The 13398-nt window shown below is 73.0% G+C and carries 15 protein-coding genes; 9 read left to right on the forward strand and 6 right to left on the reverse strand.

Annotated elements, in window-relative coordinates; all coding sequences use genetic code 11:
• Positions 1 to 262 (forward strand): transposase (locus BLW04_RS18295; protein WP_139306902.1); only part of this gene is annotated, 262 nt, incomplete at its 5' end.
• 10 nt (positions 263 to 272) lie between these two features.
• On the opposite strand, the gene BLW04_RS18300 is transcribed toward BLW04_RS18295, so the two are convergent.
• Together BLW04_RS18300 and BLW04_RS18305 are read right to left on the reverse strand one after the other, a co-directional pair.
• Entirely contained in the window at positions 273 to 1190 is a 918-nt protein-coding gene (locus BLW04_RS18300; protein WP_091544614.1) for a cation diffusion facilitator family transporter, read from the reverse strand.
• A gap of 83 nt (positions 1191 to 1273) precedes the next feature.
• The gene (locus BLW04_RS18305; protein ID WP_091544617.1) at positions 1274 to 2212 is read right to left on the reverse strand and encodes a M23 family metallopeptidase; all 939 of its coding nucleotides are present in this window, start codon (positions 2210 to 2212) and stop codon (positions 1274 to 1276) included.
• Between the two features lie 305 nt (positions 2213 to 2517).
• Between BLW04_RS18305 and BLW04_RS18310 the strand changes: the two genes are divergently transcribed.
• From BLW04_RS18310 to BLW04_RS18320, 3 genes are all read left to right on the forward strand, one after another.
• Positions 2518 to 3699, forward strand: a complete 1182-nt coding sequence (locus BLW04_RS18310) for a zinc-dependent alcohol dehydrogenase (protein WP_091544620.1) — start codon at positions 2518 to 2520, stop codon at positions 3697 to 3699.
• 132 nt (positions 3700 to 3831) lie between these two features.
• Positions 3832 to 5052, forward strand: a complete 1221-nt coding sequence (locus tag BLW04_RS18315) for an MFS transporter (protein WP_091544623.1) — start codon at positions 3832 to 3834, stop codon at positions 5050 to 5052.
• A 91-nt stretch (positions 5053 to 5143) separates the two neighbouring features.
• Positions 5144 to 5983 carry an oxidoreductase gene (locus tag BLW04_RS18320; protein ID WP_305777664.1) on the forward strand — a complete coding sequence of 280 codons (840 nt, stop codon included), beginning with the start codon at positions 5144 to 5146 and terminating at the stop codon, positions 5981 to 5983.
• Positions 5984 to 6011: 28 nt separating this feature from the next.
• Here the strand turns inward: BLW04_RS18320 and BLW04_RS18325 are convergent, their stop codons facing one another.
• Both BLW04_RS18325 and BLW04_RS18330 read right to left on the reverse strand, forming a co-directional pair.
• Positions 6012 to 7631: an ABC-F family ATP-binding cassette domain-containing protein gene (locus BLW04_RS18325; protein ID WP_091544626.1), complete on the reverse strand. Its 1620-nt coding sequence runs from the start codon at positions 7629 to 7631 to the stop codon at positions 6012 to 6014.
• 67 nt (positions 7632 to 7698) lie between these two features.
• Entirely contained in the window at positions 7699 to 7914 is a 216-nt protein-coding gene (locus BLW04_RS18330; protein ID WP_091544629.1) for a three-helix bundle dimerization domain-containing protein, read from the reverse strand.
• 193 nt (positions 7915 to 8107) lie between these two features.
• On the opposite strand from BLW04_RS18330, the gene BLW04_RS18335 reads away from it, so the two are divergent.
• Positions 8108 to 8749 (forward strand): phosphoribosyltransferase, encoded by a 642-nt coding sequence (locus tag BLW04_RS18335; protein ID WP_091544713.1) that lies wholly within the window; start codon positions 8108 to 8110, stop codon positions 8747 to 8749.
• Positions 8750 to 8831: 82 nt separating this feature from the next.
• Here the strand turns inward: BLW04_RS18335 and BLW04_RS29230 are convergent, their stop codons facing one another.
• Together BLW04_RS29230 and BLW04_RS18340 are read right to left on the reverse strand one after the other, a co-directional pair.
• Positions 8832 to 8954 (reverse strand): hypothetical protein, encoded by a 123-nt coding sequence (locus tag BLW04_RS29230; RefSeq protein WP_256375495.1) that lies wholly within the window; start codon positions 8952 to 8954, stop codon positions 8832 to 8834.
• An 18-nt stretch (positions 8955 to 8972) separates the two neighbouring features.
• Positions 8973 to 9551, reverse strand: coding sequence for a class I SAM-dependent methyltransferase (locus BLW04_RS18340; protein WP_091544716.1), 579 nt, complete (start codon positions 9549 to 9551; stop codon positions 8973 to 8975).
• Positions 9552 to 9630: 79 nt separating this feature from the next.
• On the opposite strand from BLW04_RS18340, the gene BLW04_RS18345 reads away from it, so the two are divergent.
• The 4 genes from BLW04_RS18345 to BLW04_RS27645 all read left to right on the forward strand — a co-directional run bounded on the left by BLW04_RS18345 (position 9631) and on the right by BLW04_RS27645 (position 13396).
• Positions 9631 to 10692, forward strand: a complete 1062-nt coding sequence (locus BLW04_RS18345; RefSeq protein ID WP_091544632.1) for a winged helix DNA-binding domain-containing protein — start codon at positions 9631 to 9633, stop codon at positions 10690 to 10692.
• 209 nt (positions 10693 to 10901) lie between these two features.
• Complete coding sequence (locus BLW04_RS18350) at positions 10902 to 11882, forward strand: aldo/keto reductase (RefSeq protein WP_091544636.1); 981 nt, start codon at positions 10902 to 10904, stop codon at positions 11880 to 11882.
• Between the two features lie 153 nt (positions 11883 to 12035).
• Positions 12036 to 13061: an MFS transporter gene (locus BLW04_RS18355; protein WP_217631104.1), complete on the forward strand. Its 1026-nt coding sequence runs from the start codon at positions 12036 to 12038 to the stop codon at positions 13059 to 13061.
• Positions 13055 to 13396 carry an MFS transporter gene (locus BLW04_RS27645; RefSeq protein WP_217631105.1) on the forward strand — a complete coding sequence of 114 codons (342 nt, stop codon included), beginning with the start codon at positions 13055 to 13057 and terminating at the stop codon, positions 13394 to 13396. The genes BLW04_RS18355 and BLW04_RS27645 overlap by 7 nt, the downstream gene beginning before the upstream one ends.
• The last annotated feature ends 2 nt before the right edge of the window (positions 13397 to 13398 follow it).

A 13398-nucleotide genomic window follows, 5' to 3' on the forward strand; every position in this document is an offset into this window, starting at 1 on the left:
GCACCTGCGGGCGAAGAAGATCGCTCACACGATTCCCGAACGCAGCGACCAGATCGCACGCCGCAAGGCCAAGGGCTCGGCCGGTGGGCGACCACCGGCCTGCGATGCCGAGCTCTACAAGGACCGCAACACCGTCGAACGCGGGTTCGGCCGGCTCAAGCAGTGGCGCGCTATCGCCACCCGCTACGACAAATACGCCACCACCTACCTCGGCGGTGTCCTCCTCGGCTGCATGATCATCCATCACCGCGTCCGCAGTTAGCAGACACGCTCTAGTCGTGAACGGCGGCCTCGTGCCCGCGGTGCCCGGGTGACTCCAGCTGGAAGGTGCAGTGCGCGAGGTCGAAGTGGCCGCCCAGGCACGTACCCAGGGCGTCCAGCACCCGGCCCCCGTGGCCGTCGTCGAGCACTTCGTCGCGGACGACGACGTGCGCGGAGAGCACGGGCAGGCCGGACGTGATGGTCCAGGCGTGCAGGTCGTGGACCTCCAGGACACCGTCGACGGACAGCACGTGGGCCCGCACCTCTGCCAGATCGACGCCCCTGGGCGCGTTCTCCAGCAGCACGTCGAGCGCCTCGCGCAGCAGCATCCAGGCCCGCGGCAGCACCAGGGCGCCCACGGCCAGCGACGCGACGACGTCGGCACCGGTCCAGCCGGTCGTGGCGATGACGAGCCCTGCGACGATGACCGCCACGGAGCCCAACGCATCGCCGAGCACCTCGAGGTAGGCCCCGCGGGTGTTGAGGGAGTCGCCCCGCCCGGTATGCAGGACCACGAGGGACGCCACGTTCACCAGCAGGCCGACCGCCGCGATCGACAGCATCCAGCCGGAGTGGATGTCCGGCGGGTCCCCGATCCGGCGGACCGCCTCGACCACCACGTAGGCGCCCACGGCCAGCAGCAGCAGGCCGTTGCCGACGGCGGCCAGCACCTCGATGCGCTGCCAGCCGAAGGTTCGCCGTCCGCGGGCGGGGCGCTGGGCGAGGGTGACGGCGCCCAGGGCCAGGCCGATGCCCAGCGCGTCGGTGGCCATGTGGCCGGCGTCGGCGAGCAGCGCCAGCGAGCCGGACAGCAGCGCCCCGGCCACCTCGAGCACGAAGACGCCGCCGGTCAGAGCCAGCACCAGCGCCAGCCGGCGTCGATGGGCGCCGGTGGCGGTGCCGTGCGCCGAGGCGTGGTCGTGCCCCATCAGCGTTCTCCCTGGCTGTCCTCGATCCCACATGCAATGTGCCGCATGTCAGGACTTCGCGCCAGGATCGTCGACCGGTCGGGTCAGACGGCGACGCCGTGGTCGCGCAGCCACGGCAGCGGGTCGATCTTCTGCCCGTCCAGGCCGCCGACGTGGACCTCGAAGTGCAGGTGCGGGCCGGTGGACTGACCGCGGTTGCCCAGCAGGGCGATGGTGTCGCCGGCCTTCACGGTCTGTCCTTCCGCGACGAGGATCTTCTCCATGTGGCCGTACACGGTCACGTCGCCGTCGGCGTGCTGGATGTAGACGGCCAGACCGAAGCCGCTGGCGGTCCGGGCCTGCAGGACGACGCCGTCCATCGCCGCGTACTCCGGGGTGCCCATGGGCGCTGCGAAGTCCAGCCCGGGGTGCAGGGTCCCCCAGCGGGAGCCGAAGCCACTGGTGATCCGGGCGCCGTTGATCGGCAGGACGACCTTCGGACGGGCGGCCTCGGCGGCCGCCGCCGCCTCGGCAGCGGCGGCATCGAGGGCGGCCTGGTCGGTGGCGGCCTGCACCTGGGCGGCCGCGGCCTCGGCGTCCTCCCGCTCGGAGCGGCTGGCCGCCATCTCCTGCAGCCGCGCGGCCGCCTCGTCCTCGGTGAGGTCTGCGTCCGTCGCCCGGCGCAGCGCCGCGGCGACGCTGGTCGCCTCGGAGGCCGACGACGGGGCGGCCCGGGCGGTCAGCGGACCGGTCGCCACCAGGCCCAGCCCGGTGGCGCCGAGGAGCGCGGCAGTCAGGACCAGCGCGGCAGTGCGGCGGCGCACCGGCAGCCCGCGCCGACGGCGGCCCGCGGCGACGTCGACCACGAGCGCATCGAGCGGCTCGGCGGTCGCAGTGGACCGGACGACCAGGACGCCGCGCGCCTCGACGGTCTCCGCCGGCTCCGAGATCGGCCGGACGGCGGGAACTGCACCAGCCGTGCCGGCACCGGCGGGGCGCGCCGGCTGACCGTCGAAGAGCCGAACGAGGCGTTGCGGGTCCATACACCTGTCTTTCGTCGGGGCACGGCGCGACACGGCCGCTGTTTGCAAGGCGAGGCCCATGTAAACACGACGTGACGGGTTCGTGATGTGACGTCCCGCCGATGCATAGCAGGTCAAGTGGTCAGCGTCACAACAAACCTTGCCAACTGGCGACCCTCTGTGACGTCATGTGTGTGTGGAGGACATGAATCGAACGCGCCGTGCCGGGTAGGGGACGGCGGGGAGCGAGCAACGTCACGCATCCCGACAGCGCCCCACCGACCGGTCGGCGGCAGCTCGCGGCCCCCGAGACAGAGGAGCGACCCATGCGCGCAGTGACCTGGCACGGCCGGGACGACGTCCGCGTCGACACCGTCCCCGACCCGACCATCCAGGATCCGACCGACGTCATCGTCGAGATCACCTCTACCGGCATCTGCGGGTCGGACCTGCACCTGATCGACGTCCTGACGCCCTTCATGACCGTCGGGGACGTGATGGGCCACGAGCCGATGGGCGTCGTCCGGGAGGTAGGCCCCGGCGTGACCGAGTTGAAGGCCGGCGACCGGGTCGTCGTCCCGTTCAACATCTCCTGCGGCACCTGCTGGATGTGCAATCAGGGCCTGCAGAGCCAGTGCGAGACCACGCAGAACCGCGAGCAGGGCTTCGGCGCCTCGCTGTTCGGCTACACCAAGCTCTACGGCCAGGTGCCCGGCGGCCAGGCCGAGTACCTGCGGGTGCCTTTCGGCAACACCCTGCCGATCAAGGTGCCCGACGGCCCGGCCGACGATCGCTTCTTCTACCTGTCCGACGTCCTGCCGACCGCCTGGCAAGGCGTGCAGTACGCCGCCGTCCCGCCCGGTGGCTCCGTGCTGGTTCTCGGGCTGGGGCCGATCGGTGACATGGCCACCCGGGTGGCCAAGCACCTGGGCGCCGGCCAGGTGATGGCCGCCGACACGGTGCCCGAGCGGGTGGCCCGCGCCAGGGCCAACGGCATCGATGTCCTGGACCGCACCGCGCAGGCCGACGTCGTCGCCTGGGTGCGGGACAAGACCGACGGCCGCGGCCCGGACGCCGTCATCGACGCCGTGGGCATGGAGGCACACGGCTCGCCCGCGGCCAAGCTGGCGCAGAAGGCCACGGCGATCGTCCCCGACGCGATCATGGAGAAGGTCATGCAGGTGGTCGGCGTGGACCGGATGGCCGCGCTGAACACCGCGATCGCGGCGGTTCGCCGCGGCGGCACCATCTCGCTGTCCGGCGTCTACGGGGGCGCGACCGACCCGATGCCCCTGATGACGATGTTCGACAAGCAGATCCAGCTGCGGATGGGCCAGGCCAACGTCTGGCGCTGGGTGCCCGACATCCTGCCGCTACTCGAGGACGAGGACTTCCTCGGCGTGGACAGTTTCGCCACCCACCACGTGCCGCTCGAGCAGGCGCCGGAGGCCTACGAGACCTTCCGACAGAAGCAGGACGGCGCAGTGAAGGTGCTGCTGAAGCCCTGAGCCCGGCAGTCTGTGCCCGCGACGTGACCAGCTTCATGAGCGTCGCGGGTACAGATCCGCTGCCCGGTGGCCTTGGCTGTGGGTGGACGTCGCGGTCCGCGTCCGCTTCCCCCTGCCGCTCGGAGCTCTGCTGTGCCTCTCGCCCTGCTCGCCCTCGCCATCGGTGCCTTCGGCATCGGGACCACCGAGTTCGTGGTGATGGGCATGCTCCCGCAGATCGCCGGCGACCTCGGCGTGTCCGTGTCCGCCGTCGGGCTGCTGATCTCCGCCTACGCGATCGGCGTGGTGATCGGCGCGCCGACGCTCACCGCCCTCGGGGTGCGCTTCACCCCACGGCAGACGTTGATCGGCCTGATGGTGGTCTTCGTCGTCGGCAACGCACTGTCGGCGATCGCGCCCGGCTACACGACCCTGCTCATCGCCCGGGTGCTCACCGCGCTGGCCCACGGGTCCTTCTTCGGCGTCGGTGCGGTGGCCGCCCGCCGGCTCGTGCCCAAGGAGAAGGCCACCCAGGCCATCTCGCTGATGATCACCGGGCTGACCCTGGCCAACGTCGTCGGCGTTCCGCTGGGCACCTTCGTCGCCCAGCAGCTCAGCTGGCGGCTCGTGCTGGGCGGGGTCGCGGCGATCGGGCTGGTCACGATCGCCGGGCTGCTCGCCTGGATGCCGGCCGTCGCCGGGGAGCCCACCGACCTGCGCAGCGAGCTGTCCGCGTTCCGCCGCCGCCAGGTGTGGCTGATCCTGGGGGTGACCATGGTCGGCTTCGCCGCGATGTTCGCCGTCTACAGCTACGTCAACCCGATCCTGACCGAGCTCGGTGGCATCCCGGAGGGCTGGGTGACGCCGGTGCTGGCGCTCTTCGGGGTGGGCACCACGATCGGCACCCTCTCCGGCGGCCGGCTCGGTGACCGCTTCGGGTTCTCCTTCGTCGCGGTCGGCCTGCTGGGCATGTCGCTGGTGCTGGTCGCCTTCGCCCTGCTGGCCCGCACGCCGGTCGCCGCCGTCGTCCTGCTGGTGCTGTTCGGCACCATCGGCTTCGCGCTCGGGCCGGTGGTGCAGAGCCGCGTGATAGACGCCGCCCGGGTGCCCGGCGGGAGCCTGGTGTCGGCCGCCAACCAGGCCGCGTTCAACGTGGCCAACGCCTTCGGTGCCGCGCTGGGTGCCGCCGTGCTGTCCGCGGGGCTCGGCTACACAGCACCCCTCTGGGTGGGCGCGGTGGTCGCCCTGGCCGGGGCCGGCGTCGCCGTCCTCGCGCTGCGGGGTGAGCGCGCCGACGCGCGCGCCGTCCACGTCGCGGCCACCGCTGACCTCGCCGCCTGGCGGCACACGCTCGCGCCGGCCCACACCGGTTGACGTTTGTGTCCCCGTCCCCGCGGGGGTAGCAACGGGCCATGACCACGACGGCTGAGGTGTCCGGCCAGTTCGCCCTCGGCGCGACCGCACCGTGCACCGGATCGGGTACGGGGCGATGCAGTTGCCCGGCCCGCACATCACGGGGCCGCCGCGCGACCGCGAGGCCGCCGTCGCGGTGCTGCGCCGGGCGGTCGAGCTGGGCGTCGACCACATCGACACCCGCGACTACTACGGCCCGCACGTGACCAACGAGATCATCCGCGAGGCGCTGCACCCCTACCCCGACGACCTGACGATCGTCACCAAGATCGGTGCCCGTCGGACGCCGGAGGGCGAGTGGCCCGAGGCGCTCTCCGCCGAGGAGCTGCGCTCGGCGGTGCAGGACAATCTGAACCACCTCGGCGTCGACGTCCTGGACGTGGTGAACCTGCGGCTGCCCGGCTTCGCCGAGCCGGTCGAGCGCTCCCTCGCCGAGCCGTTCGAGGCGCTGGCCGCTCTGCAGCAGGAGGGTCTGGTCCGGCACCTCGGGGTCAGCAACGTGACCACCCAGATGTTCGCCGAGGCGCAGTCGATCGCGCCGGTGGTGTGCGTGCAGAACCACTACAACCTGGTGCACCGGGACGACGACCCGCTGCTCGACGCCCTGGCCCGCGAGGGCATCGCCTACGTGCCGTTCTTCCCGCTCGGCGGGTTCAGCCCGCTGCAGTCCGCCGCGCTGGAGACGGTCGCCCGGCGGCTGGAGACCACGCCGATGGAGATCGCGCTGGCCTGGCTGCTGGCCCGTTCCCCCAACCTGCTGCTGATCCCCGGCACGTCCTCGGTGGCGCACCTCGAGGAGAACCTCGAGGCCGCCGCGCGGGTCCTGGGGCCGCTGGAACTGAAGGAGCTGGACCGGATCGGCGGGACCGGGGAGCCCCCGACCGACCTCTGAGCCCGGCGGCCCTCCCACGAGGGCGGCGTCAGCGGGTGCGCTGCACCCGGGCCTCGTCGAACACCGGCTCGGGCGCCTCGTAGACCCGGCCGTCGGAGCCGAACACCAGAAACCGGTCGAAGGTGCGGGCGAACCAGCGGTCGTGGGTCACCGCCATCACGGTGCCGTCGAACGCACCGAGCGCCTCCTCCAGCGACTCGGCGGACAGCACGTCGAGGTTGTCGGTCGGCTCGTCGAGCAGCAGCAGGGTGGCGCCGGACAGCTCGAGCAGCAACACCTGGAACCGCGCCTGCTGGCCACCGGACAGGGACCGGAACAGCTGGTCGCCCTGTGCGGCCAGGCCGTAGCGGCGCAGCGTGGCCATCGCCCGGCCCCGGTCGACGCCCGGCCGCCCCGGCTCGCCGTGCCAGAGCAGGTCGACCAGCGTCCGGTCCAGCCACTCCGGATGGGCGTGCGTCTGGGCGAAGAACCCGGGGACGACGCGCGCCCCGAGCCGCCAGTCGCCGGTGTGCGCGACGTCCTGGCCGGCCAGCAGCCGCAGGAAGTGCGACTTCCCGGCACCGTTCGAGCCCAGCACGGCGACCCGGTCGCCGTAGTCGACGTCCAGGTCGAAGGGCTGCATCAACCCGGTCAGCTCCACCTGTTCGGCGACGATCACCCGGACGCCGGTGCGGCCACCGCGCAGCCGCATGGCCACGTGCTGGTCCGGCGGCCGGTCCGGCGGCGGGCCGGCGGCCTCGTACTTGGCCAGCCGGGTCTGCATGGCGTGGTACCGGGCGGCCATGTCGGGTGAGTTCTTGGCCTGCTGCTGCAGGGTGCGCACCAGGTCGATGAGCCGCTCGTGCTCCTCGTCCCAGCGCTTGCGCAGGTCGGCCATCCGCTCGTGCCGGGCGGTGCGAGCGGCGGGGTAGCTGGCGAAGTCGCCGCCGTGCACCCAGGCGCCGCCGCCCTCGACGGTGACCACCCGGCCGGCGACCCGGGCCAGCAGCTCGCGGTCGTGGCTGACGAACAGCACCGTCTTGCGGGTCTCGATCAGCCGGGACTCGAGCCAGCGCTTGCCCGGGACGTCGAGGTAGTTGTCCGGCTCGTCGAGCAGCAGCACCTGGTCCGGGCCGCGCAGCAGGCACTCCAGCGCCAGCCGCTTCTGCTCGCCGCCGGACAGGCTGGCCAGCTCCCGGTACTTGCACCCGTCGTAGGGGACGCCGAGCGCCGCGACGGTGACGGTGTCCCAGGTGACCTCGACGTCGTAGCCGCCGACGTCGCCCCAGTGGCCCAGGGCGCTGGCGTAGGCGAGCTGGGTGGGTTCGTCGTCGGCCTCCATCATCGCCAGCTCCGCGGCCTCGACGCCGTCCCAGGCCTCCCGGACGGCGGGCGGCGCCAGGTCGACGAGGAAGCGCTGCACCGTCGTGTCGTCGCGGACCGACCCGATGAACTGCCGCATCACACCGAGGCCACCGGTGCGGGCGACCGAGCCGCCGTCCGGAGTCAGGTCGCCGCTGATGATGCGGAGCAGGGTGGTCTTCCCGGCGCCGTTCTCACCGACCAGGGCCGCGCAGGCTCCCTCGCCGACCCGGAAGGAGACGTCGTCCAGCAGCACCCGGCCGTCGGGCAGCGTGAACCGCACCCCGGCGACGTCGACGTATCCCATGCCGCCATCATCCCGGTCGGGGCAATCCGGTTCCCGCCGGCGGGAACCGGCCGGTCGCCGGGGCCGGTCAGTCGCCGGCCGGGTCCAGCCGGTACCGGGCGAGCCGCTCGACGAGCTCGGGGAGCGCGTCCGCCGGAGTGCCGCTCAGGTCCTCCCGGCAGCTCCGCACGACCCCGACGACGACCTGCTGGTCCAGCCGCTGGCCGAACTCGACCACCAGACGGCTCACGGCCTGATCGACGGATGCGTCGCTGACGGTGCCGGGCAAGAGGGCCAGGGTCACGGACGTTCCTCCGGGGCTCGGGTGGTCGGGCGGTGCCGGCGCGGGCCGGCGCTGCGCGGTACACGATGGCTGCGGCGCCCACCCGCTGACCAGGGTCCAAGGTCCCCCGGATACGCCACGCCAGGGCTCGGCCGGCCCATAGTCGGCGTGCCGGGTGGAGCATGGGCAGGTCACGACCGCCCCGGAGACGCCGATGCCCTTCGCCGACCGTGCGGACGCCGGACGCCAGCTGGCCTGCCGGCTGACGCACCTGCGCGGCTCGGACGTCATCGTCCTCGCCCTGCCCCGCGGCGGCGTGCCGGTGGCCGTCCCGGTCGCCCGGGCGCTGGCCGCCCCGCTCGACGTCATCGTCGTCCGCAAGCTCGGCGTGCCGAGGCGCCCCGAGCTGGCCATGGGCGCCGTCGGGGAGGGTAGGGCCGTGGTCCGCAACGACCCCGTCCTGCTGGCCCTCCGGGTCGCAGCGACCGACTTCGCGCTCGTCGAGCAGGCTGAACGGGAGGAGCTGGCCCGGCGCACCGCTGTCGTGCGCGCGGTTCGCGCCCGCGAGCCACTCGCCGGCCGGACGGCGGTGATCGTCGACGACGGGATCGCCACCGGTTCCACGGCCCGCGCCGCCTGCGCCGTCGCCCGCGCGCAGGGCGCCGGCCGGGTGGTGCTGGCGGTCCCGGTCTGCTCGGCCGACGCCGCCGAGGGCCTCACCGCCGCGGTGGACGAGCTGGTCACCGTGGAGACCCCGGCCTGGTTCGGCTGGGTCGGCCAGCACTACGCGGACTTCCGGCCGACGTCCGAGGAGGACGTGCTCGCCCTGCTCCGCGCGGGTCAGTCGGCGGGATAGGCAGCGCCCCGCACGAGCACGTGACCCGGCGGAGTTCCTCCGCCCGCGGCCCCGCCGCGGCGAACCTCTGCTCCACCGGAGGTCACAGCACCGCGCCCAGCAGCACCGCCCCGGCAGCCACCAGCATCGCGGCGACGATGAGCCCGGCCACCATCCGCCGCCGCCGATCGCCCTGCGGCCCGTCCAGACCCCCCATGCCCATCATGGGGGAACGGTAGCCGGGTCAGGCCGCTCGACGGCCGAGCAGCAGGGTGTCCAGCGCCGTCCCGGCCGGCGTCGCGCGCGAGACCTGCTCGAGCCGGTCGACCGCCAGCAGCCCGGCGACCGGCGCCAGCCGGTCGACGCTGTGCAGGATCGACGGGTCCTGCGGGCCGCCGACACCGGCGGCCAGGTTCGCCAGGTCGTGCCCGAGCACCAGCAGCCGGCCGCCGGGCCGCAGCCAGCCGATCGCCCGGCTGAGCAGGTCGACGGTGTCGGCCTCCGGCAGATGCAGGTAGGCGACGAACACCAGGTCGAGGTCGGCGGGCGACGGCGTCCAGTCCAGGACGTCGGCGACCACCCAGCGGACGGCGTCCCCACCCGCCTCGACTCGGCCGCGGTCCAGCCCGACGGCGGAGAAGTCGACCGCGGTGATGTCCCAGCCGAGCCCGGCCAGCCAGCGGGCGTGGCGCCCCTCCCCCGCCGCCAGGTCGACCGCGCGCCCGGGCGGCAGGTCGTCCAGCAGCGCGGCGACGAGCTCGTTGGGTCCGGCCGACCACTGGGCCTTCTCGGCGTAGCGCGCGTCCCAGTCCGGTGCCTGCATGAGAGCAGTGGACCAGAGCAGGTCAGCCGACGGTGGATGGGACGCGCCGACCGTCGTACCGGGCTGGCAGGGTGCGGCCATGACGTCGAGGGCGGAGGTGGCCCTGCTCCGGCTGGTCGCCCAGCGGCTGGCCGGGCCGCGCCCGGCGACCGCGGGAGAGGCCGTCCGCTGGCTCACAGCCGTCCAGGGGCAAGACCTGCCCGGCGCGCTCACCTCGGTGGCCCTCCGCACCGTCGACGGCACCCGCGCCGGAGTGACCGCGGCGCTGGACCGCGGGAAGGTGGTCCGGTCGTGGCCGATGCGCGGCACCCTGCACCTGGTCCCCGCCGAGGACCTCGGCTGGATGCTCGCTGTGCTCGGCCCCCGCGTGCTGGCCGGGGCGGCGGGCCGGCGGGCCGCGCTCGGGCTGACCGACGACGACGTCGAGCACGCCCTCGAGGTGGCCGTCGCAGCGCTGGCCGGCAGCCGGCGGCTGACCCGCGCCGACCTGCTCGCGGCTCTGGCCGGCGCGGGTATCGACACGACCGGGCAGCGCGGCTACCACCTGCTCTGGTACCTCGCGCAGACCGGCACGCTCTGCCTCGGGCCGACCGCCGGCGCTGAGCAGCTGTTCGTGCTGCTCGACGAGTGGGTGCCCGCGCCGCGCCGGCTCGACCGCGAGGAGGCGCTCGGTGAGCTGGCGCTGCGCTTCTACCGCAGCCACGGCCCGGCCACGGTCAAGGACCTGGTGCGCTGGGCCGGGGTACTGGTGCGCGACGTCCGCGCCGGGCTCGCGGTCGCCGCCCCTCGGCTCGAGCGCCTCGACGTCGACGGCACGGAGCACTGGATGGACCCGGCGACCCCCGACCGGCTGGCCGAGTGTCGCGCCGAGGCCCGCGAGGTGCTGCTGCTGCCCGGCTTCGACGAGCTGGTGCTGGGCTACGCCGACCGCAGCTGCACGGTGCCGCCCGCGTTCGCCGACCGGATCGTGCCCGGCAACAACGGGATGTTCCGCGCCACGGTCGTCAGCGAGGGCCGGGTGGTCGCCGTGTGGCGGCGTGCCGGGCGCCCCGTGGCCCCGACGATCGCGGTCGAGCCGTTCACCGGGCTGGCGCCGGACGTCGCCGCGGCCGTGCGGCAGCGGTTCGCCGTCCTGCCCTGACCCGTCCTGCCCTGACCCGTCCTGCCCTGACCCGACCTGACCCGTCCTGCATTGCACGCCGTCCAGTCGCCTTGCCCGTGGTGCAGCACGTGCAAGGCGATCACTCGGCGTGCACAGCAGCGACCGCTGGGCGCGCACGGCGGGAAACCAGCCTGGGTCCGCGCCGCCCCGGGTGGCCGGACCGCCGGACCCGGGCGGAGGGTGGGGGCATGGAGTACACGCGTCTGGGCACCACCGGCCTGCAGGTCTCACGGATCTGCCTGGGGATGATGAGCTTCGGCGACCCGGCCCGCGGCGGCCATCCCTGGAGCCTCCCCGAGGAGGAGAGCCGCTCGGTCATCCAGAAGGCCCTGGCCGCCGGCATCACCTTCTTCGACACCGCGAACGTCTACTCGGCCGGCTCCAGCGAGGAGATCACCGGCCGGGCAATCCGGGACTTCGCCGACCGGGAGGACGTCGTTCTGGCCACCAAGGTGAACGGCCGCATGCGGCCGGGTCCCAACGGCGCCGGCCTGTCCCGCAAGGCGATCCTCACCGAGCTCGACGCCAGCTTGGAGCGGCTGGGCACCGACTACGTCGACCTGTACCAGATCCACCGCTGGGACCCGCACACTCCGGTCGAGGAGACCCTCGAGGCGCTGGACTCGGCCGTGCGGTCGGGCAAGGTCCGCTACCTCGGCGCCTCGTCGATGTGGGCCTGGCAGTTCAGCAGGGCCCTGCACGTGGCCGGCGAGCACGGCTGGCACCGCTTCGTGTCCATGCAGGACCACTACAACCTGCTCAACCGCGAGGAGGAGCGGGAGATGCTCCCGCTGTGCGCCGACGAGGGCATCGGCGTCATCCCCTGGAGTCCGCTGGCCCGGGGCCGGCTGACCCGCGACTGGGACGAGGCGACGAACCGCTCGCAGAACGACCAGTTCGGCACCTCGCTGTACGGCGACCCCGCCGAGGGCGACCGGGAGATCGTGCGGCGGGTCGGCGAGGTCGCCGAGGCCCGCGGCGTGCCGCGCGCCCAGGTGGCGCTGGCCTGGGTGCTGAGCAAGCCGGTGGTCAGCGCGCCGATCGTCGGCGTCACCAAGGACCCGCACCTGGACGACGCCGTGGCGGCCGTGGACCTGGCGCTGACCGAGGAGGAGATCGCCCGGCTGGAGGAGCCGTACGCGCCGCACGCGGTGGTCGGCTTCTCCTGAACGGCCGTTCGGTGGGGCCGGCCACGGCGGCGCCGGCAGGGCTGGGCGGCCGACCCCCTACCGGTTTGACGACTTTCGTTGCGGCAGGCAACCTGATGCCGTCCAGATCCGCTGCCGGCACGACGTCCTGAGCGATCGTAGGGAGGCTCCCCCATGGCCAGTTCACCGTCAGTACCGCAGGCCCAGCAGCCGCAGGCGCAGCCGCTGGACCCGGCGACCCGCAGGTCCCAGCGCCGCAAGGCCGCCGTCGCCAGCACCATCGGTACGACGATCGAGTGGTACGACTTCTTCCTCTACGGCACCGCCGCGGCGCTGGTCTTCCCCGCTGTCTTCTTCCCCGGCGAGTCCGCGCTCGCGGGGACGCTCGCCTCCTTTTCCACCCTCTTCGTCGGGTTCGCTGCCCGCCCGGTAGGTGCCGCGATCTTCGGGCAGATGGGCGACCGGATCGGCCGCAAGGCCGCACTCATCGCCACGCTCAGCCTGATGGGTTCGGCGACGGCCCTGATGGGGGTGCTGCCCGGCTACGACACCATCGGTCCATGGGCCCCGATCCTGCTCGTCGTGCTGCGGATCGTGCAGGGCATCGGCGTCGGCGGCGAGTGGGGTGGCTCCGTGCTGATGTCGATGGAGTGGGGGTCCCGGAAGCGGCACGGCTTCATGGCCAGCCTCCCGCAGTTGGGCGTGCCGATCGGCCTGCTGCTCTCCACCGGCGCAGTGAAGATCATGACCGCGACCGTCGGTACCGATGCGTTCGATGCCTGGGGCTGGCGGGTGCCCTTCCTGGCCAGCGTCATCCTGATCGCCATCGGTTTCTACGTCAGGCTGGCGGTGCTGGAGACCCCGGCGTTCGCCCGGGTGCGACAGCAGAACACCGTGGTGAAGCAGCCGGTGCTGGAAGTCATCAAGACCCAACCGCGGGCGATCCTCGCCTCGGCGTTCATCCGGATGGCCGAGCAGGCACCGTTCTACCTGTTCATCACGTTCGTGCTCGCCTACGGCACCGAGGAACTCGGCCTGACGCGCGGTTCACTGCTCAACGACACCCTCATCGCCGCGGCGATCGGCTTCTTCACCGTGCCATTCTTCGGCTATCTCTCCGACATCGTCGGGCGGCGGCGGGTGTACGCCGTCGGTGTCGTGGGCACGGCTGCGTTCGCGTTCCCTACTACGGTTTGCTGAACACCCGCAGCAGCGGGTTCGTACTGCTGGCAATCGTGTTGTCCCTCGTGCTGCATGACATCATGTATGGCCCGCAGGCGGCGCTGATCTCCGAGACGTTCGGTACCGGCGTCCGCTACAGCGGCGCCGGACTCGGCTACCAGCTCGCCTCGGTGATCGCCGGCGGGCCGGCACCGCTGATCGCCACGGCCATCCTGGCCAGCACCGGCTCCTCGACCTGGATCTCGGTGTACATCATCGGCTGTGCGGTGCTGTCGCTCATCGCGCTGTTGATCCTTCCGAAGCCGCACGCCAGCGTGGAGGACGAGGTCGCTGAGCCTGCCGCCGTGCACTGAGC

It is taken from the genome of Modestobacter sp. DSM 44400, from assembly GCF_900107175.1.
Taxonomy (GTDB): Bacteria; Actinomycetota; Actinomycetes; order Mycobacteriales; family Geodermatophilaceae; genus Modestobacter.